Annotated in this window: 27 protein-coding genes and 2 tRNA genes; 18 read left to right on the top strand and 11 right to left on the bottom strand. The window is 34.8% G+C overall.

Annotated features, from left to right (window positions below):
* Nucleotides 1-25 precede the first annotated feature (25 nt).
* From M9C83_02420 to M9C83_02395, 6 genes are all read left to right on the top strand, one after another.
* Complete coding sequence (locus M9C83_02420; GenBank protein URQ67070.1) at nt 26-214, top strand: hypothetical protein; 189 nt, start codon at nt 26-28, stop codon at nt 212-214.
* A gap of 99 nt (nt 215-313) precedes the next feature.
* A complete protein-coding gene (locus M9C83_02415) occupies nt 314-727 on the top strand; it encodes a hypothetical protein (protein ID URQ67069.1) in 414 nt (137 codons plus the stop codon).
* A gap of 56 nt (nt 728-783) precedes the next feature.
* Nucleotides 784-2,262: a Fic family protein gene (locus M9C83_02410; GenBank protein URQ67068.1), complete on the top strand. Its 1,479-nt coding sequence runs from the start codon at nt 784-786 to the stop codon at nt 2,260-2,262.
* Nucleotides 2,263-2,277: 15 nt separating this feature from the next.
* Nucleotides 2,278-3,570 carry a DNA cytosine methyltransferase gene (locus M9C83_02405; GenBank protein ID URQ67067.1) on the top strand — a complete coding sequence of 431 codons (1,293 nt, stop codon included), beginning with the start codon at nt 2,278-2,280 and terminating at the stop codon, nt 3,568-3,570.
* Nucleotides 3,567-4,349 carry a TdeIII family type II restriction endonuclease gene (locus M9C83_02400; protein ID URQ67066.1) on the top strand — a complete coding sequence of 261 codons (783 nt, stop codon included), beginning with the start codon at nt 3,567-3,569 and terminating at the stop codon, nt 4,347-4,349. Before M9C83_02405 ends, M9C83_02400 begins: the two co-directional genes overlap by 4 nt.
* A gap of 129 nt (nt 4,350-4,478) precedes the next feature.
* Nucleotides 4,479-4,733: a hypothetical protein gene (locus tag M9C83_02395; GenBank protein ID URQ67065.1), complete on the top strand. Its 255-nt coding sequence runs from the start codon at nt 4,479-4,481 to the stop codon at nt 4,731-4,733.
* Between the two features lie 45 nt (nt 4,734-4,778).
* Here M9C83_02395 and M9C83_02390 read toward each other — a convergent pair whose 3' ends face one another.
* From M9C83_02390 to M9C83_02380, 3 genes are all read right to left on the bottom strand, one after another.
* Entirely contained in the window at nt 4,779-5,495 is a 717-nt protein-coding gene (locus M9C83_02390; GenBank protein ID URQ67064.1) for a SinI family restriction endonuclease, read from the bottom strand.
* Complete coding sequence (locus M9C83_02385; GenBank protein ID URQ67063.1) at nt 5,495-6,220, bottom strand: hypothetical protein; 726 nt, start codon at nt 6,218-6,220, stop codon at nt 5,495-5,497. The genes M9C83_02390 and M9C83_02385 overlap by 1 nt, the downstream gene beginning before the upstream one ends.
* Before the next feature lie 140 nt (nt 6,221-6,360).
* Nucleotides 6,361-6,438: transfer RNA gene (locus M9C83_02380), tRNA-Val, on the bottom strand.
* A gap of 211 nt (nt 6,439-6,649) precedes the next feature.
* Here M9C83_02380 and M9C83_02375 point away from each other — a divergent pair.
* The 7 genes from M9C83_02375 (at nt 6,650) to M9C83_02345 (ending at nt 8,727) form a co-directional block, all read left to right on the top strand.
* Nucleotides 6,650-6,838, top strand: coding sequence for a hypothetical protein (locus M9C83_02375; protein ID URQ67062.1), 189 nt, complete (start codon nt 6,650-6,652; stop codon nt 6,836-6,838).
* A 74-nt stretch (nt 6,839-6,912) separates the two neighbouring features.
* On the top strand, nt 6,913-7,302 hold the full coding sequence (locus tag M9C83_02370; GenBank protein ID URQ67061.1) for a hypothetical protein: 390 nt from the start codon (nt 6,913-6,915) through the stop codon (nt 7,300-7,302).
* A 74-nt stretch (nt 7,303-7,376) separates the two neighbouring features.
* Complete coding sequence (locus M9C83_02365; protein ID URQ67060.1) at nt 7,377-7,616, top strand: hypothetical protein; 240 nt, start codon at nt 7,377-7,379, stop codon at nt 7,614-7,616.
* Between the two features lie 304 nt (nt 7,617-7,920).
* A complete protein-coding gene (locus M9C83_02360; GenBank protein ID URQ67059.1) occupies nt 7,921-8,127 on the top strand; it encodes a hypothetical protein in 207 nt (68 codons plus the stop codon).
* Complete coding sequence (locus M9C83_02355; protein URQ67058.1) at nt 8,111-8,272, top strand: hypothetical protein; 162 nt, start codon at nt 8,111-8,113, stop codon at nt 8,270-8,272. Before M9C83_02360 ends, M9C83_02355 begins: the two co-directional genes overlap by 17 nt.
* Entirely contained in the window at nt 8,272-8,496 is a 225-nt protein-coding gene (locus tag M9C83_02350) for a hypothetical protein (protein URQ67057.1), read from the top strand. The genes M9C83_02355 and M9C83_02350 overlap by 1 nt, the downstream gene beginning before the upstream one ends.
* Before the next feature lie 9 nt (nt 8,497-8,505).
* The gene (locus M9C83_02345) at nt 8,506-8,727 is read left to right on the top strand and encodes a hypothetical protein (protein ID URQ67056.1); all 222 of its coding nucleotides are present in this window, start codon (nt 8,506-8,508) and stop codon (nt 8,725-8,727) included.
* On the opposite strand, the gene lpdA is transcribed toward M9C83_02345, so the two are convergent.
* On the bottom strand, nt 8,724-10,139 hold the full coding sequence (lpdA, locus tag M9C83_02340) for a dihydrolipoyl dehydrogenase (GenBank protein URQ67387.1): 1,416 nt from the start codon (nt 10,137-10,139) through the stop codon (nt 8,724-8,726). The genes M9C83_02345 and lpdA overlap by 4 nt on opposite strands.
* Nucleotides 10,140-10,272: 133 nt before the next feature.
* Between lpdA and M9C83_02335 the strand changes: the two genes are divergently transcribed.
* Entirely contained in the window at nt 10,273-11,259 is a 987-nt protein-coding gene (locus M9C83_02335; GenBank protein ID URQ67055.1) for an alpha/beta hydrolase, read from the top strand.
* Between the two features lie 41 nt (nt 11,260-11,300).
* On the opposite strand, the gene M9C83_02330 is transcribed toward M9C83_02335, so the two are convergent.
* A complete protein-coding gene (locus M9C83_02330) occupies nt 11,301-12,548 on the bottom strand; it encodes an acyl-CoA dehydrogenase family protein (GenBank protein ID URQ67054.1) in 1,248 nt (415 codons plus the stop codon).
* A 147-nt stretch (nt 12,549-12,695) separates the two neighbouring features.
* Here M9C83_02330 and M9C83_02325 point away from each other — a divergent pair, with 147 nt between their 5' ends.
* Entirely contained in the window at nt 12,696-13,604 is a 909-nt protein-coding gene (locus M9C83_02325) for a LysR family transcriptional regulator (protein URQ67053.1), read from the top strand.
* 4 nt (nt 13,605-13,608) lie between these two features.
* On the opposite strand, the gene M9C83_02320 is transcribed toward M9C83_02325, so the two are convergent.
* Nucleotides 13,609-13,693, bottom strand: a tRNA-Leu gene (locus tag M9C83_02320).
* Between the two features lie 39 nt (nt 13,694-13,732).
* On the bottom strand, nt 13,733-14,410 hold the full coding sequence (locus M9C83_02315) for a hypothetical protein (protein URQ67052.1): 678 nt from the start codon (nt 14,408-14,410) through the stop codon (nt 13,733-13,735).
* A 108-nt stretch (nt 14,411-14,518) separates the two neighbouring features.
* Here M9C83_02315 and M9C83_02310 point away from each other — a divergent pair, with 108 nt between their 5' ends.
* The 3 genes from M9C83_02310 (at nt 14,519) to mnmC (ending at nt 18,674) form a co-directional block, all read left to right on the top strand.
* Nucleotides 14,519-15,622: an acyl-CoA/acyl-ACP dehydrogenase gene (locus M9C83_02310; protein URQ67051.1), complete on the top strand. Its 1,104-nt coding sequence runs from the start codon at nt 14,519-14,521 to the stop codon at nt 15,620-15,622.
* A gap of 9 nt (nt 15,623-15,631) precedes the next feature.
* Nucleotides 15,632-16,861, top strand: a complete 1,230-nt coding sequence (locus tag M9C83_02305) for an acyl-CoA dehydrogenase family protein (GenBank protein URQ67050.1) — start codon at nt 15,632-15,634, stop codon at nt 16,859-16,861.
* A gap of 61 nt (nt 16,862-16,922) precedes the next feature.
* A complete protein-coding gene (gene mnmC, locus M9C83_02300; GenBank protein ID URQ67386.1) occupies nt 16,923-18,674 on the top strand; it encodes an FAD-dependent 5-carboxymethylaminomethyl-2-thiouridine(34) oxidoreductase MnmC in 1,752 nt (583 codons plus the stop codon).
* On the opposite strand, the gene M9C83_02295 is transcribed toward mnmC, so the two are convergent.
* Genes M9C83_02295 through M9C83_02280 form a run of 4 tightly spaced genes read right to left on the bottom strand, consistent with a single transcriptional unit; the run spans nt 18,667 to nt 22,493 of the window.
* Nucleotides 18,667-19,194, bottom strand: a complete 528-nt coding sequence (locus tag M9C83_02295; protein ID URQ67049.1) for a DUF4136 domain-containing protein — start codon at nt 19,192-19,194, stop codon at nt 18,667-18,669. The genes mnmC and M9C83_02295 overlap by 8 nt on opposite strands.
* A gap of 9 nt (nt 19,195-19,203) precedes the next feature.
* On the bottom strand, nt 19,204-19,806 hold the full coding sequence (locus M9C83_02290) for a transglycosylase SLT domain-containing protein (protein ID URQ67048.1): 603 nt from the start codon (nt 19,804-19,806) through the stop codon (nt 19,204-19,206).
* Complete coding sequence (gene ligA / locus M9C83_02285) at nt 19,807-21,831, bottom strand: NAD-dependent DNA ligase LigA (protein URQ67047.1); 2,025 nt, start codon at nt 21,829-21,831, stop codon at nt 19,807-19,809. It abuts the gene before it with no gap.
* An 11-nt stretch (nt 21,832-21,842) separates the two neighbouring features.
* Nucleotides 21,843-22,493 carry a cell division protein ZipA C-terminal FtsZ-binding domain-containing protein gene (locus M9C83_02280; GenBank protein ID URQ67046.1) on the bottom strand — a complete coding sequence of 217 codons (651 nt, stop codon included), beginning with the start codon at nt 22,491-22,493 and terminating at the stop codon, nt 21,843-21,845.
* Nucleotide 22,494 lies beyond the last annotated feature (1 nt).

Genomic DNA, 22,494 nt, shown 5'->3' with positions numbered 1-22,494 from the left:
TAAGCCAAATTTTATTGATCAACCTATGCATAATTATTACTCTCAACAAAGACCTTACGTTAAGTTCCAAAATAGCCAATTAATCGAAGAAACCTTCTCTGCTCATATAGCTGGTGATACCTTAAAGCTTGAAGATATACGATATGAACTATCATTTAGAAATCGACAAGTAGCACAAAGTCTCCTGAAAGGTATAGATCTACTTACAAGCTAGTTTTAAAAATTACTCCTCCTACAAGAGGTAGTGCCAGCAGACGGTGTGCTACATATAAAAACATCTGCAATGTGAGCTTTCCTCCTTGAAGTGATCGCATTGACAGCCTGGAAAGACGGGCATTCTAATAAGTCACCTCATGACGCCTTATATGCCAAGGTATTCTTTTTATCTCCAAAATATATGACACAATTAAAAAAAATAAACACTAAACAATCACCAATAAAAAAAATTTTTTCTTTTGTAACACATTTCTTGTTTTCAAATGCTATAGGAATAAGTGGATCAGTTACTCTATTTATCTTTCTGTTAACACATGAAAAATTATTCTTATACGTAGCCACACTACTGTCACTTTTCATTACACTTTATGTTTTTGTAATAAGTCTCTTAGGTCTTATAGATTTTGGTGTTGAGAAAGTTATAGCTGAAATCGAAATAAAATTTTTAGATGTTACTTTAAATACAGGTTTTGTAGTGTGCACCTCTTTACTGGTTCTTATGCAGCTATAAACAGCGATAGTTTATAAGAGTGTTTCTATATGATATGTTAATCCTTAAGAACTATTATGGACATAATCGATCCCAGCGAAATACCAGTAACCAAGAAGACTCAAGAAACACTCAGGTTCATATCAAAGGGTATTGATGAACACAACAAACGAAATCTTAGTCCAGAAGAACTCCAACAAATCAGAGAAGCTTTGGTAGTTGATCAAATAAGAACTAGTCTGAATATAGAAGGTATTAGAGCATCCTCAAGACAAACAAAAGAAGTGATAGAGCTATTTAGGCTTAAAGATGAAATTAAAGAAGGTAAAGGTAACCAGGAAATTATTAACCTTCAAAAAGCCAATGATTTTATAACCTCTGATGAAGCTCAAAACTCTGAACTAACTTTAGAATTCATTCTTAGGTTGCATGGAATAGTGACCGAAGGCAATCAATCCGCTGATCCAGGTAATCTAAGGAATATACCAGTAGATTTTGGAGGAATACACAAGCCTCCTTTACCTATTAGATTAGAAGAATTATTAAGTGATTTGCACGTTTTTTTTGAGGCATCTGAAGAACGTGATCCTATTGTTTTGGCTTGTTGGCTTCATAATCAATTTACTAAAATCCATCCCTTTAAAGATGGCAATGGAAGATTAGCCAGAACACTTCAAGACTGGGTTTTGTATAAGAATAACTATCTTCCTTCAGCTGCAGGTTCATTTGATCGTCTAAAGTATCTTGATTTGCTTGAAGAAGCAGACCAAGGAGAGTGGGATGATTTTATTTCACATGTAGCACAATCTCAAATGGATAGTTTGGCTATTGCTAACCAAACAGTTGAAAAATCTAGAACCAGTAAATCTAGAATAGATGGGATTATTGAAGCCTTTACAGCAAAAAAAGATGATAGTCTTGAACAGGAATACTTCATTTGGAGGGAGAAGACCGTATCTATTTTGGAATCTTTCAGATCAAACTGTCAAAAGCTAGATGATGTACCAGGTTTAGGTTGTAAATTTATTTCAACAGAAATTATGCCGAGACCTAAATGGGAATTGATCAAATCTGGAAATTTATCCTCTCAAAATGATTGTTTTAAAATTTATTTTGAAATTGAAGGAGAAACATTTTACAAGACTATAGGTTACTACAGCAGACATTTCACTAGAAATGAGGACAGCGATGTAACCTCTTCTATACGAGACTTAAGAGATAAAGTATCCATTTATCTTGGAGGTTATGACATGCCGCCTGAAACTGACTATCCCGCTAAAGCAATTCCTTTAAAGAACGAGCATTCTGTTAAATTCGCGGAATTACCATGGAAGGATAACTTGATAGCTGTAAGAGAAATACTTTTTTATAAAGATAAATTTTATAAGTACCGAAATACGACTGAATGGCTGAAAGAAGAGCTAATCTCAAAAGGGATAGAAATCAAATTTGATGAAAATCATGAAACTTGGATTCCTGAAAACACTACCCCTGAAGATGTAGTCACTGAGTACCTGCGAGATATATTTAAATATAAAGGAAACTTAAAGTTTTAAAATTTATCTATTCAGATGTCAAAAAAATTTACCTTTATTGATTTCTTCTCTGGCGTGGGAGGCTTCAGAGTGGCTGCAGAAAAGAATGGCGGAACATCTATAGGCTTTTCAGAAGTTGATAAGCCTGCCATAGCAGTTTATGAAAAAAATTTTAGGACATCTAAAGAAACTGCTTTTGGAGATATAACTCAATTAAAGAAATTACCTTATGCAGATGTGTACTTTGGTGGTGTTCCCTGTCAAAGCTGGTCTATTGCAGGTTCAAAAAAAGGATTTGATGATCCCAGAGGAAAACTCTGGGAAGATACAATTCGAGTTACTAGACTCAATCAGCCTAGAGTCTTTGTGTATGAGAATGTTAAAGGACTTTATGATCCAAGAAATAGAGATAACCTTGACCTTCTTCTTAGAGAGTTTAAAAAAGCAGGGTATAGAACTTACTTTAAATTATTAAATGCCTTTGATTTTGGTTTGCCTCAAAATAGAGAGAGAATATTTTTGGTTGGTATTAGAAAAGATATCTTACCGAAAATTGATTTTGAATTCCCCAAAGCCTTAAACAAGAACCCTTCCCTATCAGATATTATCGATGACTTTAAAGATAAGAAGATTGCAAAGAGAACTGTAGAAAGAGATCTTCTAGGAGATAGGGTTAGCTTCTCTCCCAATTTCTTTCAAACAGCTGGTGAGCTGAATGATTTCTTTATATTCTGTGATACCAGAGACGGTCACACATCAATACATTCATGGGATATAAAAAGAAGCTCTCAAAGAGATAGAGATATTTGTCTTACAGTCTTAAAAAACAGAAGGAAATCAAAATACGGACCTTGGGATGGCAATCCATTGTCCTATGAAGATTTGAAGGAGCTCATTCCTGATTTAAAGGTAAAAGAATTAGATAAGCTTGTGGATAGAAATTTCTTAAAGCAGGAAGAAGATGGAAGATATGAGCTAAGAAATACAAAGAATTCTGCAGGTATTGATGGGGTGTATAGAGTTTTTCTCCCTCAATCACCAGTTTTCTCAACAATCACAGCAACAGAAAATAGAGATTACATTGCAACTAAAAAGATTCCTTCGAAAGATAAAGATCAATACAAAAAAGACTTTATAGAAAAGATATATAAAAAGAATAATTTAAGACTCATCACAGGTAGAGAAGCGGCAAGACTTCAAGGATTTCCAGATAAATTCGATATTGACGAAAATGATAAATTAGCGAAAAAACAATTTGGAAATGCAGTTCCTGTAAATGTTGTTAATTCTATTATTGGAGAACTGATGAAACAAAAATTTATAAATTGAACATCCAATTAGAAAATAAGATTAAAGAAATAATTAAGAAGCCTTTTCTTAAGAAGATAGAATCTTATAAAAGAGAATCCAAATACTCTCCATTTAAAGAGAGTCTTGTGGGAGAAAAGTACAGCGCAATTCATTCCTTTGTTCATTCTGTAACAACTTCAGCCGGTATGTCTATGTTTGAACAAATAGCTGCTCTTATTGCTGAAGAAAAAGGAGGATTCAAAGCATATACTCAATATGAATTGGAAGGGTCTATAGACAATAAAACAGAGAATAAAATATTTACAACCTTTAAAAATATTCAAAGCAAAGCAAAAAGTCCTGATTATTTAGACGATATAGAAAAGATAAAGAAAATAGTTGAAAGCATCAATAAATCTGAAATTGATTATGATTATCCTGACACTACAGTCGATCTTTTCTTAAAAAAAGGAAATAAAGAATATTACATCGATATAACAAGCCCCAAACCAAATAAAAAAGAATTTGAAGCGCTTAAACAGAAGCTTCTTCGCTGGACAGCACTTAGATACAGCATTAGAAAGGATATAGAAGTATTTCCATCAATTGCCTTCCCTTTTAATCCTTATTTTCCAAAACCTTATAAAAGATTCTCAGGAAGTGATCTGTTTAGTCTAGATTCTAGAGAAGTACTAATTCAAGAAGAGTTTTGGGATTGGCTAGCTGGAGAAAAGATTTATGATGAGCTTGTAGCTTTATTCTTAGAAACTGGCAATGAATTAAGAGAAAAGCTTGAAGACAAAATTAATTCCATGTAATCTAAAAAAGCTAAATTTCCACGAACTAAGAACCACGAACTAAGAACCACGAACCACGAACCACGAAAGAATATCGATAATTTTTTATTAATCGATCGCATTAACTATTGTGATCTTATGGAGAATCTAATGGATAAAAATGATATTCAAGAAGAAATCAAAGAGGCGCTCTTGGATGGAAGTAAATACATCTGTTTTAGACTAGAAGAGATTTATTTCAGACAAGGAAACTTTACTCTTATTGCAAAACTGTTAATTGAGTTGTCTCTTTCAAAGAGAGAAAACGAAGAGAACCTTAAATTAAGGGATCTTTTCGATTCAACTGAAGAAGTTATTTCTAGAATTAACGAATTAGAGTTATTTTTAAATTCTAAACATCATTAAAATTTGTGCCTCGGGAATCAAATCTTGAGAATTCTCGAGGCAAATTTAGTCAAGGCTAGTAAAGTGATTTTTGATATAAATACGAAAATCTTTTTCACTTAATTCTTCTTTGAGTTCCTCGTCAGGAAAATTGTGCCAATTATATTGTGGTGATTCAAAAGGTTCATAGATGCCAGATTCTTGCATTTTTTTATATATGTGAGGAAATTTAGTATACCCCCTTGATCTTTTACTAAGCTCTCCATTTTTTTTTAGCGTGGGGGTAATCTTTTCTTGCTCAGAATATCTTCTAAACCAAAACATTATTTCGGTTTTATCTCTAACTGACTTTGATGAGGAGTTTTCTGAATTGTCGCTATTTTTAATTTGCAATGAAGTCCACCCATTATCAGTCCTTTTTATAAAATCTACAGCCCCAATACACTCGGCTGTAAATACCCATCCGTATTTTTGACCTTTGGAATATATATACCTTTCAAGTAGTTCACCTATCATCATCTCAGCTTGCTTTTGGTCTAGGTACTGTTTTTGAATTTTTTTTCTATCCTCTGAGGGATGATCATATGCAATCTCTAAAACTTCGGAGGTTAAGTCATCTGGGGTAGTCGTAGGCTCATTTGGAGCTATAACTTTTGTAAAACCATTTCTAATATTTTGAGAGATAGATTCTTTATTTTTTGGATTTTTTTCCGAAGGATTCTTTTCTAAAAAATCCCTTACCTCTTGAATAGCTTTTAATATTTGCTCTTCTGTTTCTTCCATCAAGTTATGACCTCTCTTAAAAGATTTATTATTTTTTCTTCAATACCCTGATCTATCTCTTCTATTAATTTGAAATAAGCGTTGTTGAGAGATTGGTTAGACACCCAATTTTTATCATTATTCAAGGGATCATTATCTTGAAAAAATTCTAAGGTTCTGGAATGCAATTCAATAAATTCTTTAATCTCTAAATTTGTAAGGCTTTGGGGCAAACGATCCTTGATTGAATCTACCCTGCCCTGAACCGCTAATGCAATTATCTGTAATTTATCAGCCTCAGTTTGAAATGAGAAATTCTTTATATTCATCTTTCTTAACTGTATGTCTATATAGCTAATTAAAATGCTTGCCTCCATGGCTCTCATGTAAAAATCATTAGAATAAATACTCTCCTTATAGGCTTGATGTAAGATGGTCAGCGAACTTTGAAAGTTGCCATTTATACGTTCGTAGTCGGCTAGTTTTGTTATTGCCTGTCTCTTTGCTGATACAGGATAACTTTTTGTGATATCTAATGCGCTTCTAATTAACTCAATAGACTTTTCGATATCTTCTTTTTTATAGGATGTTGCCTCTTTAAGAAGAGAGGAATACTTTTCTATATCTTGATCCTTAGGAAAAAAAACTTCAGATTTATGATTTTCTGCCTTTTGGCTTGGAGACTGGACTTTATATAAGAAGAAAATTAACCCAGCACTTAAGATTATGAAGATGAAATAACCCATATTATTGGATTTGAGTATACCACTTTGTATACCACTTTTTTGCGTGCTAAAACGAACTTAATCGGTTTAAACCTTCTTAATCTGTAAAACGGGATTTAGCTGAAAAGCCTTTAAATCAATGGAAAACTAGCTGGGAGGGGTGGTAGACACGAGTGGACTTGAACCACCGACCCCCACCATGTCAAGGTGGTGCTCTAACCAGACTGAGCTACGTGTCTATCGTTGAAACATTATATAGAGAATATTAAGAGTTTGATGACAAATTTAAGGTACACATAAGGGGTAAAAATCTCTACTTTTCCAATCGATAGAGATTTGCATGAGTAATAGTTTCCTTTGTATAGAAGACAAATGTAAGATAGAACTAAGAACGAAGAAAATAAAAAATAGAAGTAGAAGTGCTTTGTGTACAACATAAAGGAGATTTAAATGGATAAAAATACCTTACTAACAATAACTGCTTGCATATACTTTTCAATGGCAGTTGCTCACACTGCAAGGGTTGTCTTTGGGGCAGAAATGATTTTTTTTGGTATAAGTTTGCCTTACATAGTTTCAATATTAATTGCCATCGGAATCTCTTATCTAGGCTGGAAATCACTTAACTATAGAGATTGATATTATTGCTTAGATGAAAGATGTATTTATTTTCTTTTCTGCCATAATAATTTTTGTATTATTAATTAACATTTATGATTAAAAAACTTTTGTTAATAACAGGAGTTCTGCATTCTACCTGTGCTTGGACTGATGTAAGAACAGATGATGAAACTATCCAACTGGAATGTGAAAAAACTTATTGGTTTCAAATTGATTTAGTCAGAAATGAGCATCTTGCTTGGAAATATGATGAACCCAAAACTCCGCTTATTTTGAAAAGTATTGAAATGAAGCCAACCGAAATTAAATTTGTTGTGAGCAATGAAGATGCACTTATCAATAGAAATACGGGTCAGGTAACTTTAAAAAAATGTCCCGCATGCGATTTGGAAACTTATCAATGTAAAAGGATTACTATTGAACAATCTGCAGAGGCTAGAGAAATAAGACTGCAGGATATTGAAAGTTCGAGATTATTCTAGATGAACTACGTTAGTGAAGTTTTATTTACTCTGATAATCCTCACAGATTTTGAGGATAAATAAACATAGCCCTGATGAATATACTTAAAGGATTTAGTTTAGTTGTTCATTGGGGAAGTTTCCTATCGGGAATTCTTTTTGCGCTCACTGCGCTTTATATTAGTGTCCTTCCAAATTTATATAATATTCAAAGGTTTGGTTTAATTGTGTTTGCTTTATTCGTTTTCTTTTCTTGTTCTGGATTAGGTTGGCTAGCAAGGTACACCTTAGTTGGGAAGATACACTTTCTACCCTGGAAGAAAATAAATGATTAAAAAAGAGTAATTAATATTATTCTTAATATCTAAAATAATCATCAAATGTTGATAATTTTATTAGTTTTATTAACTGCTTGGGAGGTTTATTGGACTTATCATGCTTGTTGGATTGCTTCCAAACTAAATGAAAAAAAGTCTTTTTTATTTTTTTTAATTTTTAATCTTTTAGGAATTCCCGAAATCATCTACATTTATAGGAAGAAAAAAGAATATACTAATTTGAATGAATAACTGGGTGAATTGGGTAATAGGTATTTGTCTTATAATTGTAGTTGCAATTGAACTCTTCTTTTAAAGAAATATGATTGAGCTTATTTTATTAGCTATATTAATTTTTGTCGGAATATTATGGTTTAGAAATTTATCCGATAACTCTAATAAAGAAGAAAATCCAGATGTTGAAAAAGCAAGAAAACAAATGGCTAATAAATGGAGTGTCTACATCTCAATACTTGTAGTGAGTGGTTTTTTTGTATGGTTACTTATTACCAATGGAAACTTTAATTAATGATCTTAAGTCTATGCCAAAAAAACTTTATAAAATTGGTGATACAAAAAAAGACCGAAAAGGTAGGAAAATTTACTTTAAAGGTTATTCAACTGAGCACTCAAAAAAAGGTTTTCCTATAGAGCTTTGGGAGCCTTTTGAATAGTGATAAAAAAATTGCTCAAATTGTTTTGGAGAGCAGGCGTTGATGAAGTCAAGCCGCCTATGCGTCAACTAATGACAGAGGACGAATTTAGTAAAAGGTCTCTCATAAGTGATGAGAGGGATTATGATGATATGTCTCAGCTGATAGATGAGTTTGGTGAAAGCCTCGAGGAAGAAGAAGTCAATTCAGTATTCGACAACCTAAAGGAAAATAAACGAAATTAGAATATATCTATGAAAAAATTACTGCTAACACTATGGTTTTTATCTTCTTATAGTCTTTATTCTTTATCTTTCGATTATCAACTAAAAAATATTATAAGTACTGATGATTCCAGATTGAGCAAAGTTGAAGAGTCAATAAAGAAAAAGTGTGATAGAACATTCCCGAATTATGGAAATAAGCTCAGAAAGAAATGGGTAAGTTGTAAAAGGGCAGATGAGAATTCTGCCTAGATGCTTATTTTCTTCTTTCTATTTTGAATATGAACAGCCTTTTGATTCATCGCTAGTGTCGCTTCATGAAGCGCCTCTGAAACGGTGGGATGACTGAATATAGTTGTACTAAATTTTTCCGATGTAACTTTATTATCCATTGCTATCAAGCCTTGTTGCATGATCTCAGTTGCGGAAGGTCCAAAGACTTGAATCCCTAGTATTTGATCTGTTTGATTATCAGCATGGATGGTAACAGAACCTATTGAATCTCCAGATGCGAGTGCTCTTCCGCTAGCAGCAAAAGGGAAAGATCCAGATTTGTAATCTACCTTAAGTTTCTTAAGCTCTTTTTCACTTTTACCAACCCAAGCCACTTCTGGATGAGTATAAATAACATTGGGAATGTGTGCATAATTGATTAGGGAATCTTCACCAGATATTCTCTCCGCAACCATAATTCCTTCTTCCGAAGCTTTATGAGCTAGCATTGGTCCTCTCACAGCATCTCCAATTGCCCATATGTTCTTAGTCTTAGTCTGGCAATGTTCATCGACTTCGATAAAGCCTTTATCATCTATGGAAACTAAATCATTATTGAATAAATCTTGAGTATTGGGCTTTCTTCCGATTGCTACAATCATTTTTTCAGCCTTCAGATCAATATCTTCTCCATTTTCTTGGAACTTGACTTCCACACCATTCGTTGTGTCTGAAATATCTAAAATGTTAGACCCAAATCTTATATCTAACCCTTGTCTATTAAATTCTCTAAGAATTTGTCTAGACATCCTTGCATCCAACATTGGCAAGAACTCTTGTTGAGCTTCCAAAATTGTTACTTCGGACCCTAATCTTGCCCAAACACTTCCTAATTCCAGCCCGATTATTCCTGCTCCAACAACTATTAATTGTTTGGGTATTCTTTCAAACTTCAAAGCTCCCTCACTATCGACGATGTTGCTTGTGAAGTTGATATTATTTAATTCTGTAGGGCTAGAACCAGTAGCAATAATTATATTCTTGGTTTCATAAATATGACTTTCACTAACTTTAGATACTTCAACTGATGTATGAGATGTAACTTTTGCTTTGCCTTCGATCAGATCAATATTATTAGACTTAAATAACGCACTCACTCCATTAGTCAGCTGCTTCACGACTTCATCTTTCCTGGACATCATCTTTTTCAAGTCAATACTTACATCCTTTATTTCTATACCATGTTTTGAATACTGGTCTTCCAATTGATAATGCTTATATGAAGAATCTAGTAACGATTTTGATGGAATACAGCCAATATTTAAGCAAGTTCCACCAATAGATGATTGCTCAACACACCCTACTTTCAGTCCGAGTTGCGCAGCTCTTATTGCAGCGACATATCCTGCCGGTCCGCTTCCAATTATTACAATGTCGTACATACTAAAAATGTAGTAATCATATCATCTATAAATTCTCCTTATTAATTCTTTATTCTTAAGAGATAAAACTTTAAGGTATATTTATAAAGTGAAAAGAAACTTATTATGGGGCTTTTAATTAATTATGATAAGACTGATACTGATGCTGCCAAATTTTATCCTTCTGTGGTTATCTGGCAAAAAACAAATCACACTAGGAGGAAGAAAATTACTTCCTGCATTTCAACTTATTTGTGAGCAAAACGAAAAGCTAGGAATCCAATATAAAGATATATCACCAACTGACTTAAGAGCGAATTATATATCTCAGAATATTTCCAAGATTGGCCTTGAAGAGATAATTACTTCAAACCACAAGGTGCCTGTTGAAGGCGATACCATAGAAGTAAGAGAATATTCTTCTGATAGTATTAATAAATCTGGATCATCACTAGTTTACTTTCATGGAGGTGGTTGGGTAATTGGTGATACCGATACTCATGACAATGTCTGCAGATATATCTGTAAGAAATTAAATATAAAAATATTTTCAGTAAATTACAGGCTCTCACCAGAATATAAATTTCCTATTCCCTTTAATGATTGCTTTGATGCTTACGAATGGATATCAAATCATGCAGAGCTCTTAGAGGTTGATCCAGAAATGATATCAGTCGGTGGAGACAGTGCCGGAGGAAACTTAGCTACTTCAATATGTATTGAGAGGAAGAAAAAAGAAAAACCTCTACCAAACGCTCAACTTCTTATCTACCCTGCGACCGACCTTAGATTGGTAACTAATTCAATGATAAAAGATTGTAATGAAGGATTTGTACTTACTGAGGAACTCATGAAATGGTTTGTTAATCATTATCTGGATTTGGATGAACTAAAAAACGATCCAAGAGTTTCGCCTTTGCTAGCAGAAAAATTTGAAGGCCTTCCCCCAGCTTTGATTATAACCGCCGGTTTTGATCCATTAAGAGATGAAGGACTGCAATATGCAGAAAAGTTAAAACAAGAAAATGTTACTGTTGTTTACAAAGAATACCCTGCATACATCCATGGTTTCTTTAATATGCTTGAAGTGCCAGGTATAAAAAAATCCATAGATGAGATATGCGAAGAGTTTAAAGGGCTTATAAAATAAAAGGCCCTACTGGACCTTTTATTGACTAATATTATGAAACTTTAATCTCTTGTGACAATAGTTTCGGCAGATTGGTCGGAGTATTTGGAAAGCTCTTCCCTAGCAATTACTCTTCTATGCACTTCATCAGGTCCATCAGCTAATCTGAGTGTCCTCATGTGAGCATACATGCTAGCTAATGGAAAGTCCTGACTAACTCCTCCGCCACCATGCATTTGTATTGCTCTGTCAATTAACCTGCATGCCACAATAGGTACATGTACCTTTATTTGTGCGATTTCACTTCTAGCAACTTTATTTCCAACAGTATCCATCATATGCGCGGCATTTAAAGTGAGTAGTCTTGATGTTTCTATATCTATTCTACTTTCAGCAATATAGTCATAGTTAGCGCCTAAAGTTGAAATTTTCTTTCCAAAAGCAATTCTTTCTTCAGATCGTTTAATCATAAATTCAAGTGCCCTTTCCATAACACCGATGGTTCTCATGCAATGATGGATTCTTCCTGGACCCAATCTTCCTTGAGAGATCTCAAAACCTCTCCCTTCACCAAGTAGTAAATTTTCCTTTGGCACTCTTACATCTTTAAAAGAAATGCGACCGTGTCCATGAGGTGCATCATCATATCCAAAAACATGCATCATTTTTTCAATTTTTATTCCAGGAGTGTCCATAGGAACAATAATCTGCGATTGTCTTTGATGTTTAGGGTTATCTGGATTGGTCATGCACATAAAAATGAGGACTTTACATCGAGGATCACCCGCTCCTGATGTCCACCATTTCTCGCCGTTTATCACATACTCATCCCCATCAAGTACGGCCGAAGAACATATGTTTGTTGCATCAGAAGAAGCGACGGCAGGTTCGGTCATTGCAAATGCAGATCTTATTTCTCCATTCAATAATGGCTTTAACCATCTTTCTTGTTGCTCCTCATTTGCATATCTTGCCAAGACTTCCATATTGCCAGTGTCCGGAGCAGAGCAATTGAATATTTCTGAAGCTATACCCGATCTTCCCATAATTTCAGCTAAAGGTGCATAATCCAGATTACTCATGCTTTCACCCATAGGATTCTCAGGAAGAAATAAATTCCAAAGACCCTCAGACTTTGCTATTTCTTTTTTATCCTCAATTATTTGTGGAATTTGCCATCTATCTCCCTGCTGAGTAAATTCTTCCATTTGTTGAGCATATATAGCTTCCGCAGGATAGACATGATCATCTAAAAATTTAGAAATGCGCAATTGCAAATCTTTTGATCTATCAGAAAATTCAAAACTCATTTTTTCCCCTTATCATTTATATAAATACTATTTTGGTATATTATAAATTTTAGTTATAACGTTTTATTACCTATTTTGTAAATCATAGAGATATATGCCTGCTTAGTCTATATGTCTCAATTAATTCAGCAAAAAATCTAAACCAATATGAAAATTAAAGACACGGACCTAAATTTATTCATAGCATTTGATGTAATCTATACAGAAAAAAACTTGACCAAGTCTGGGCAAGTTCTTGGTATAACACAACCGGCTGTAAGTAATGCGTTGGCAAGGTTAAGAGACCTTTTTAATGATGAGTTATTTATAAGAACCTCAAGAGGAATGATTCCAACACCTGTTGCAAATCAATTGATTGGAGACATAAGAAACGCTTTATCCCTAATACAGAATACAATTTCCGTAAGTGAAAAGTTCGATCCATCAACTGCAGAAATGACTTTTAAAATTTCAATTGGTGATACTTCAGAATATAGACTTCTTCCTTTATTGATCAAAGAACTTGCGGAGATAGCTCCTAGGGTAAAAGTAGAAACTTATCTCACCCCTAGAAAAGACGCTCCGAGAGAACTCGCTTCAGGTGCTATAGATTTTAGCATTGACCCTCCCCTTCAAAGTGATCAACACCTAAAACATGAAAAAATATATCAAGAGGATTATGTGATGATCGTAAGAAAAGATCATCCCATATTAGATAAGGAAAAAATAACCATTGAAGATTACCTAGATCTTTCTCATATCCATATTTCAAACAGAAAGACTGGGATGGGCCATGTGGACATGACACTCTACAAATTAGGTTTGACCAGGGACATATACTTAAGAGCTCAACACTTCCTTGTAGCACCTTACATAGTTGAACAGTCCGATATGGCCATAACTACTACCAAAGGGTTTGCCGTCGATCGAAATCTAGCCTGGAGAGAATTACCTTTCGATATTGATCCACTAGTTTTGCATCTGTATTGGCACGAGAATAATGATAACGAGTCTTCATCAAAATGGATGAGAGATCTGATGCTAAAAACATACGGAAAACTTCAACAAGTTAGTTGATTATTGGTGCGGATGAGAGGACTCGAACCTCCACACCTTGCGGCACCAGAACCTAAATCTGGCGTGTCTACCAATTCCACCACATCCGCGAGAGCGATCATTATAGGCATACAAGTGAAGAATGTAACCTATTCGTTTTCAGCTTGAGACAAGGCTAACTCAAGTTCATTGAGCTCCTCTCTTAGATTAAGTAATGATTGATTTACCTGAACGCGATATGCATTAAAGGAATCGATACTCTCTTCAATATTTGTCAATCTATCAGATCCTATTTCTACAGGTGCAGTATTATCAAAGCTATCTATCTCAATATTAATATTTTCTTGAATATTTTTAATTCTAGCTAACTCGAGTGTAAGGGCTCTTTGTTGAGCAGATAAAACTTCGTCTTTTTTATCTATACTTTCAATTTTTTCATTCAAACTCTCAATAGAATTTAAATTTTCAGAAATATTTTTTCTATTTCTCTTATTACTAAGATCCCACAATTTTCTTACTTCTTTATTGACAAACTTTAAATCTGCATTGACTTCTTCAGTTAAGATACTTATTTGATCATCCTTCTCTGCGAGTCTCTCTTCCAGAATACTAATTCTTTCCACAAAATTTTGTCCTGCTTCTTGTTGATTTCCTGAGGTATTAAAAAACCATAGAAATAAAATTATCAAACCGATTGAATTTAATACCAATAACAAAGAGGAAAATAAAAAACCTCCTCCACCTGTCCTTCTCGTTTTTCTATTTGAGGGTAATTCCGGTCTTTCAGGTTTTATGTCCTTTTTTTCTTCACTAAGATTTTGATTCATAGTTTCTTAATTTGCTCTTTCATTCTATTTGATCGCATATACAATAGATTCTAAAATAAAGTTTAACAATTAATCTAAAATAGAATTAGATTAAAATAGAGGAATATTATGAATTTTGAATTTTCTGCTGATCAAATGCAATTAAAAGATATTGCTAGAAAATTTCTTGAAAAAGAAGAATCAGTTAAAAGAGCTAGAAAAGTATTAGAAGGTGAAGAATCATTTGATCAAGATCTCTGGGCTCAAATTATAGAAATGGGTTTCACCGCTACTGCAATCCCTGAAGAATATGGCGGACTCGGATTAGGGTACTTAGAATTATGTGTTATTGCTGAAGAGCTAGGAAGAAGCTTGGCTCCAACACCTTTCTCTTCTAGTGTGTACTTGGCATCTGAAGCAATATTAAATTTTGGTGACGAATCACAGAAACAATCTTTTCTTCCAGGTCTTGCTTCTGGAGAAAAAATAGGCGCCTTTGCTCATAATGAAACCAATACTTCACCTACAGAAGCTAACATCAGCTGCTCTTTTACCGGCGGAACTTTATCGGGTACAAAAATTGCTGTAGCTGACGGAGATGTTGCAAATACTTTTATAGTGACGGCTAATAACGGGACAGGTGTAAGCCTGTATTTAGTTGATGGATCAGCTGATGGCATTCAAATAGAACCTCAATCTACGCTAGATCCTTCAAGATCTCATGCTTCTATCACTTTTACTAATACTCCAGCAACTGAACTTAAATCAGACTGGTCAGATGTTCTATGTTTACTTGATAGAGCAGCTGTTTTGTTTTCATTTGAGCAGTTAGGTGGTGCTGAAGCTTGTATGGACATGGCAAAGGAATATGCTATGGGAAGATACGCATTTGGAAGATCTATTGCTTCCTTCCAAGCAATAAAGCATAAGCTGGCAGATATGTTTATAGCTGTCGAACTTGCTCGTTCAAATTGCTACTACGGAGCTTGGGCACTAAGTACCGATGCTCCTGAGCTACCCACTGCTGCTGCAACTTGTCGCGTTAGTGCAAGTCAGGCTTTTCACGAGTGCTCTAAAGAAAACATTCAAACTCATGGAGGTATGGGTTTTACTTGGGAATTTGACTGCCATCTCTATTACAGGAGATGTCGCCAACTTGCTGCAAACATAGGTAGCCAATCAATTTGGAAAGATAAACTAATCGGTTCTTTAGAAAGAGCCAATCAAATATAGGAGAAAGATATGGACTTTAATGATACTCCCGAAGAAGCTAAATTTAGAAAAGAAGCTTACGACTGGCTTGCTTCAAATGCTGAACTTAAAGAAGGACCAAAAGATAGTTGGAGAGCATCGTCGGAAGAAGAAGGCCTAAAGCAGGTCAAAATATGGCAAAAGAAACTTCATGAAGGTGGATGGGCATGTCTTCATTGGCCTAAAACATATGGTGGCAGAGAGTCAACTCCTATAGAGAGGGTCATATGGGGCCAAGAAGTCTCGAAATTCAAAGTACCTGGAGGCTACCTAGAAATTGGTCAAGGAATGGCTGGCCCAGTAATGATGATGTACGCAACTGAGGAACAAAAAGAAAGGTATCTGCCTCCTATGGCAACAGGCGAAGAAATTTGGTGTCAGCTCTTCAGCGAACCAGCTGCTGGTTCTGATGTGGCAGGTATCAAAACTAAAGCCGAACTGGATGGGGATACCTGGACTATTAATGGACAAAAGGTTTGGACTTCCGGTGCCCACTTTAGTGATTACGGAATACTTGTAACCAGAAGCGATCCTACTGCACCTAAGCACAAAGGTTTAACGTTCTTTTTTGTAGATATGAAGTCTCCGGGGATAGAAGTAAAACCAATTAAACAAATATCTGGCGGTGCGAATTTCAATGAAGTTTATTTCACTGATGTAAAAATACCAGACAGTCAAAGACTAGGGGCTGTAGGAGATGGGTGGAAAGTTTCTCTTACTACATTAATGAATGAAAGATTAGCTGTTGGTGATGCCTCGGGACCTGACTTCGAAGAAGCATTTTCGCTTGCTAGAGGACAAGACCTAAATGGTAAATTAGCCATAGAAAATGACTCTGTCAGAGAAAAACTTGCTGATTGGTATTGTCAACAGAGTGGATTGAAATATGCAAAGTATAGGAATATTTCAGCCCTATCAAGAGGAGAAACACCTGGACCACAGTCATCTATAACAAAAATAGTTAGTGGGAATAAACTTCAGGAAATTGCTAATTTTGGTCTTGATATGCTTGATTCAGCGGGCATTGTAAGATCAGACGAAGAAGGTGCTGAGCAATCCATGTATCAGTTTGGCTTTTGGGGAGCTGCTGGTATTAGAATTGCCGGTGGTACAGATGAAATACTTAAAAATATTATTTCTGAACAGGTGCTTGGTATGCCTCAGGATATGAGAGCAGATAAAGGGCTACCCTTTAACGAAATACCTACAGGAAATAAGTAGAGAAAAAAATATCAAACAAGGCGTAAACTCTTTTCTTAATTCTGAGTTTGCGCCTTTTTCAATAAAAAATAACACCCTCTTTTCAGAGGAATTCGATGATCTCTACTCATCTTCGCAAGGTGCAGTCGCAGAGTGTAATCACGTATTTATCGAGGGTAATAACCTTAAAGAGAGATTTGAAAACCTCGAAGAAAATTCAAGGTTTTACATCGGAGAGATAGGTTTTGGCATCGGAATTAATTTTATTACCACATGCATGGCTTGGTTGAACTATGTTAAACAAGATCAGGTACTAGAGTTTTACTCCTTTGATAAATATTTATTCAGATTAAGTGATTTTAGAAAGTTAAATGATTCGTATCCGGAGCTTAAAGAATATATTGCTGAATTAGAACTTAACTATCCAAGAAATATTCGAGGTGTTCAAAAAATACCATTATTTAATGGGAGGATTATTCTTAATTTAATTGTCGGAGAAATTGATAACACTCAAAAATATATTAAATTAATGAATAACGTTGATGCATGGTATCTTGATGGATTCTCTCCTTCAAAAAATCCCGATCTTTGGTCTATAAAGCTACTTAAGTATATTTATAAATCTTGTCATGAAGAAACAACATTTTCTACCTATACATCTTCTGGTTTAGTAAAGAATAATTTGACTGAATCTGGTTTCAATCATAAAAGAACAAAGGGATTTTTAGATAAAAGACATATGCTTAAAGGTAAGGTTGTTAAGGAACAAAAGAAGAACTCTTTAAATACGAAAGTGGCAGTTATTGGATCTGGAATAGCAGGATGTATATTGAGTTATACACTTGCCAAGAAAGGCATGGAGGTTGACTTATATGAAAAGTCTGACAATATTTGTTCAGGCGCCTCTTCACATGAACTACTTGTTACCTACCCGAGACTTTCTGCCCACGACACTGCCTTTGGTTCTTTCACACTCCATTCATATATCTTTGCAACAAATTTTTATAAACGGCTAAAAACGGATGCCTGGAAAAGAACAGGAGTTATTGTCCTTAACCATGATGCAGCAACAGAAAAAAGGCAATCATCTCTTCTTGAAAAAAGAGCTGATGGAGAGATCTATCGATTTATTGATCCTGTCGAAGCTTCAGAAATATCAGGAATAGATATTAAATTGAATGGGCTTATCTATGAAGATGCAGGATATATTCTACCTAAGGAGATGTGTAAATTTCTTATAGAATCTCCAAAAATAAATGTTTTTACTTCTTCACAGATAAAAAACATAACCAAAAAGAAAGAAGCTGTTTACTTCAATATTGGAAAGAAAGAGTTTAAATATCAGAATGTTTGCTTATGTACTGGTAGTGATACTTCTGAGATTTTAGATATAGATGGTATCAGTATAAAAAGGGGTCAAGTAACCCATATAGAAAGTCTAGATAGTGTTTCAAAAATCAAATTACCTATTTGCGCAAAGGGATATATTTCACCTCGAGTAAATAATATTCATCTAGTCGGCTCAAGTTATAGCGATAGTGAAGATAATGATTTATCTGAGGATGACCATTTATATAATCTGAATAACTTAAAGTTAGTAATAGATGAAGAAATGAATGTTGTCTCTGGACAAACAGGTCATAGAGCAGTTTCCAAGGACCATATGCCTCTTGTAGGGAAGAAAAATGGTATCTTCATTAATACATCTCATGGCTCGAGAGCATCTGTTACTGCACCTATTAGCGCTGAAATTATTGCAAGTATGATTGCGGGAGAGGCACCGCCTTTAATGGGCAGAGAATTAAAGTCCTTATCACCTGAAAGATTTAATTGAAATTAGTAAGGACCTCTTGAATTAAAGAATCTACACCAGCTTGATCATACTTATCACTCGCTCTTTTGAATCTAGTGAAGGCATACCACACGACGTCATCAGTCCTCGTATCATGAAATCTAATTGATATTTCATCTTTTTCTGATCTAATAAAACGTTGGTCCCTAGAATCAAGGTATCCATATCGATAATAACCATAGCCTCCAAGGTCTGTTGCTCTTTCTATTTCCCTCATTGTACCTATGTAAAATCTAACTGTTATATCTGCATTGTCAGACTTTTTAAGTCCTTTTTGAGTTAATACAGAGTCCAATGATCTTGCGATCCTTTGAATAAGGATCGGGTTTATGCTGATCATCTCGTCTTGATCATCAAGAGAAGGTGTGACAATCGAATAGGTTTTATATGCAGATATGTCGTACTGCGAATCAGAGTCAGATTGAACAACAAGAGAGCTAGCACATGAGGTAAGTAATGATAAGAAAGCTACACTAATTGATATTTTAATTTTTTGTTTCATATGTAATTATTAGAAAAAGATGAATCTTTTTCCTAATTTTTTTTTGCAGCCATCATATTGTACTTGATACCTATCAGCTTGTCTTTGTACTTTGTCCGCTACTGATAATAGCCATGGCTTAGTTCTATAGCTTCCTCTTTTATACCCACCTCGCCCTTCATGATATGCCAAATATAGGGCCCTAGCATTTGTAAGTGATATGCCCAGTTGCTTATGAGTCTTATAATTGTACCAACCTACAAAATCGACAGAATCCTCAAAATCATTTCTACTAACAAACCATCCCCCTCGGTCATTTAGGTACATTTCCCAAGTGCCATCAACTGCCTGAGCATAGCCTCTAGCACTAGTAACTCTTTTCCAGGGTATAAAACCTAAAAGCTTTCTTCTCTCTGGTCGTGCGTCAGCCCTAAAGCTTGATTCTTGTTTGATAATAGCCATTGAAACAGAAACTGGAATTTTCCATCTCTTCTCAGTCTTTTTTGCAGCTTTATACCAGCTGTATCTTTCTTTAAAGATCTTACAAACATCTGTGGTGGTGCTTGGAGGGCTATTTGATGCACAAGCATTCAATATTATTAAAATGAAAATACTAGTGAATACTTTATACATCTAACTGTCCAGAATCTTTAAGGCCTCTTCTTCATCAAGAATTGGAATATTAAGGTCAGAGGCCTTTTTTAGTTTTGAACCAGGTTTTTCTCCCGCAATCAAAAATTCAGTCTTACTAGATACAGAACTAGAAACCTTCGCCCCTACTCTTATCAATTCTTCCTTCAGCTGACTCCTTGCTATGCCATTAAACGAACCTGTAATAACTATTGATTTAGAGCTAAAAGGATTATCCCCTTTGATTTCCACTGCTTTAGGATTGACTCCTAAAGTGATTAAATCTTTAACTAAACTTATATTTTCTTCTAAGGCTAGAAATTCTTTTATGAAATTAGATGCAACCGGACCTATATCATTTATCTCTAATAAATCTTCTTCTTTTGCTGAGAGAAAATTAGTTATGTTATTAAAATTTAAAGCAAGGTTCATAGCCGTTGCTTCACCAACCTCCCTTATTCCAAGTGAATATATAAATCTAGGTAAAGTGGTTTCTCTACTTTCTTGAATAGAACGAATTAAATTAGTAGCTGACTTCTCACCAAATCCTTCAAGATCGACAATATCCTTTATTTCTAATCTAAATAAGTCGGCGAAATTTAATACTAAATTTTTATCTACCAATAATTCAATAATCCTTTCGCCTAGGCCATCAATATTTAAAGCATTTCTTGAAACAAAATGGATTAAAGCTCCAATTCTTTGTGCAGGGCAATCGAGTCCCATGGTGCATCTTAAGATAGCCTCCCCTTCTATTTTTACTAAATCAGTATTACAAGATGGGCATCTTTTTGGTAAAGATACTTTTGAAGATTCCTTTTTTCTTTTATTCAAATCCACAGAAATTATCTGAGGTATGACATCTCCAGCTCTTTTAATATCGACTGTATCACCTTCCCTTACATCTAATCGATTTATCTCATCAAAATTATGAATGCTGGCATGTGAAACGGTAACTCCTCCAATATTGACCGGAGCAAATTCGGCGACAGGCGTGATCCCACCCACTCTTCCAACCTGATAAGAGATTTTTTTTACAATGGTAGTTCCTATCTCAGCAGGAAATTTTCTTGCAATGGCCCATCTGGGCGCCCTGGAGACTTGTCCCAAAGAAATTTGCTTATCTAGGTTATTAACTTTGAAAACTATGCCATCAATTTCGTACGGAAGATTATCTCTCTCATTCGAAATTTTATGAAAATATTCTTCACAAGCTTTTAAATCATCAGCCACATCACTGAAAGGATTAATTGGGAGCCCCCATGATTGATATTGTTTTAACATCTCGGATTGAGAGTCAGGCAGTTTAAAGTTTCCTTCCTTAATGTAACCAATACCATGAGCGTAAAATTTCAAAGGCCTTGAAGCAGCAATAGATGGATCCAATTGGCGAAGACTACCAGCCGCAGCATTTCTAGGATTGGCAAAAGTTTTTTCTCCTTCTTTGATTGCTTTTTTATTTGCTAAATCAAAATCCTTTTTTTCGATAAAAACTTCTCCCCTTATCTCTATTAGGCTTGGCAGGTCAGAACTATCACCTATAAGTGAGAGAGGTATTGAATTGATGGTTCTTATATTATGAGTGATATCTTCACCAACTTTTCCATCTCCTCTAGTGCTAGCTATATCTAGGTGACCGCTTTTATATAACAGATTTACTGCAATTCCGTCTAACTTAGGTTCGCATGAAAAGCTTATGTTGCCTTTGACAAGTAGCCTCTCCAGGATGCGTTTATTAAAGTCTTCCATATCATCATCATTAAATGCATTGTCTAAAGAAAGCATAGGAGTCAAGTGTTCTATTTTCTTAAAACCATCAAGAGGCTTGCCGCCGACTCTTTGGGAAGGAGAATAAGAAAATTGATATTTTGGAAATTTGGCTTCCAAATCGAGTAGCTCATTAAACAGAGCATCATATTGATGATCTTCAATAGAAGGTTCATCCAAGGAATGGTAGTTATGAGAATGGAGATTTATAAGTTTATGGAGTTCCAGTACCCTTTCTTTGATCTTCGGACTATCTTTCATCAATAATCGAACTAACTAGCAGAAGCAAGAAATTGCCTTTGATATTCATGAAATTGATTTTTCATATGTTCAATCATTTGTTTGGTCATAAAGTTTCGATCTTCATCCAGTATTTGGCATTGGAAGGTCTCCTGGATGCTTTGAGAGACCTCGACAAATAACTCGAAAGATTCGATTGGATTAGTTAGGTTTTGGGGGTCAAGAACTAATGCAATATCATTCGATTTAATAGATTCAGAAAAGAAACCAGGGTTCTTGCCATTCAAGATCGTAAATGAAGGACTATTTTCCGAATCTAATATTGTAAATATGCCTTTTTCTTCATATCTGTAGTTATAAAAAACTAAGGCTTGAGATAATGAAGATTCAGAAAATACTGAATCACTTTCGTCGTGAAGACGAATAATATTTAAGTTAGAAGGGGGAGCAATACCTAAATCTTCTTCATGATCGTCTTCTGATGATAATGATTCAGATTCTTCTTTATCTTCATACCCCTGCCATTCCTTTTCGAAATCTTCACTTTCTTCAGATGAGAGATTGATTAGATCAACTTTCAGCTTGCTCCTTCTTATTCTTAAAGCTCTTCTAATACCGTCTATGAAGACCAATGCTAATAAACAGCCAATAAGTAATGTAAGAATTTCTGCCAGATTAAACATA

The sequence above is a fragment of the SAR86 cluster bacterium genome, assembly GCA_023703575.1.
Lineage (GTDB): Bacteria > Pseudomonadota > Gammaproteobacteria > Magnimaribacterales > Magnimaribacteraceae > Magnimaribacter.
The sequence above is the reverse complement of the archived record's forward strand: the minus strand, read 5'-3'. Positions and strand labels throughout refer to the sequence as shown.

Bases quoted from the DNA above. Each gene is read 5' to 3' on its own strand.
- ligA (URQ67047.1), bottom strand. From the start codon at position 21,831: ATGAAAGATAGTCCGAAGATCAAAGAAAGGGTACTGGAACTCCATAAA.
- M9C83_02335 (URQ67055.1), top strand. From the start codon at position 10,273: ATGCTGCCAAATTTTATCCTTCTGTGGTTATCTGGCAAAAAACAAATC.
- M9C83_02390 (URQ67064.1), bottom strand. From the start codon at position 5,495: ATGGAAGAAACAGAAGAGCAAATATTAAAAGCTATTCAAGAGGTAAGG.
- M9C83_02365 (URQ67060.1), top strand. From the start codon at position 7,377: ATGAATATACTTAAAGGATTTAGTTTAGTTGTTCATTGGGGAAGTTTC.
- M9C83_02295 (URQ67049.1), bottom strand. From the start codon at position 19,194: ATGAAACAAAAAATTAAAATATCAATTAGTGTAGCTTTCTTATCATTA.
- M9C83_02395 (URQ67065.1), top strand. From the start codon at position 4,479: ATGGATAAAAATGATATTCAAGAAGAAATCAAAGAGGCGCTCTTGGAT.
- M9C83_02280 (URQ67046.1), bottom strand. From the start codon at position 22,493: ATGTTTAATCTGGCAGAAATTCTTACATTACTTATTGGCTGTTTATTA.
- M9C83_02410 (URQ67068.1), top strand. From the start codon at position 784: ATGGACATAATCGATCCCAGCGAAATACCAGTAACCAAGAAGACTCAA.
- M9C83_02315 (URQ67052.1), bottom strand. From the start codon at position 14,410: ATGAATCAAAATCTTAGTGAAGAAAAAAAGGACATAAAACCTGAAAGA.
- M9C83_02405 (URQ67067.1), top strand. From the start codon at position 2,278: ATGTCAAAAAAATTTACCTTTATTGATTTCTTCTCTGGCGTGGGAGGC.
- M9C83_02355 (URQ67058.1), top strand. From the start codon at position 8,111: ATGGAAACTTTAATTAATGATCTTAAGTCTATGCCAAAAAAACTTTAT.
- M9C83_02360 (URQ67059.1), top strand. From the start codon at position 7,921: ATGATTGAGCTTATTTTATTAGCTATATTAATTTTTGTCGGAATATTA.
- M9C83_02385 (URQ67063.1), bottom strand. From the start codon at position 6,220: ATGGGTTATTTCATCTTCATAATCTTAAGTGCTGGGTTAATTTTCTTC.
- M9C83_02305 (URQ67050.1), top strand. From the start codon at position 15,632: ATGGACTTTAATGATACTCCCGAAGAAGCTAAATTTAGAAAAGAAGCT.
- M9C83_02290 (URQ67048.1), bottom strand. From the start codon at position 19,806: ATGTATAAAGTATTCACTAGTATTTTCATTTTAATAATATTGAATGCT.
- M9C83_02310 (URQ67051.1), top strand. From the start codon at position 14,519: ATGAATTTTGAATTTTCTGCTGATCAAATGCAATTAAAAGATATTGCT.
- M9C83_02420 (URQ67070.1), top strand. From the start codon at position 26: ATGCATAATTATTACTCTCAACAAAGACCTTACGTTAAGTTCCAAAAT.
- M9C83_02345 (URQ67056.1), top strand. From the start codon at position 8,506: ATGAAAAAATTACTGCTAACACTATGGTTTTTATCTTCTTATAGTCTT.
- M9C83_02375 (URQ67062.1), top strand. From the start codon at position 6,650: ATGGATAAAAATACCTTACTAACAATAACTGCTTGCATATACTTTTCA.
- M9C83_02325 (URQ67053.1), top strand. From the start codon at position 12,696: ATGAAAATTAAAGACACGGACCTAAATTTATTCATAGCATTTGATGTA.
- M9C83_02370 (URQ67061.1), top strand. From the start codon at position 6,913: ATGATTAAAAAACTTTTGTTAATAACAGGAGTTCTGCATTCTACCTGT.
- M9C83_02330 (URQ67054.1), bottom strand. From the start codon at position 12,548: ATGAGTTTTGAATTTTCTGATAGATCAAAAGATTTGCAATTGCGCATT.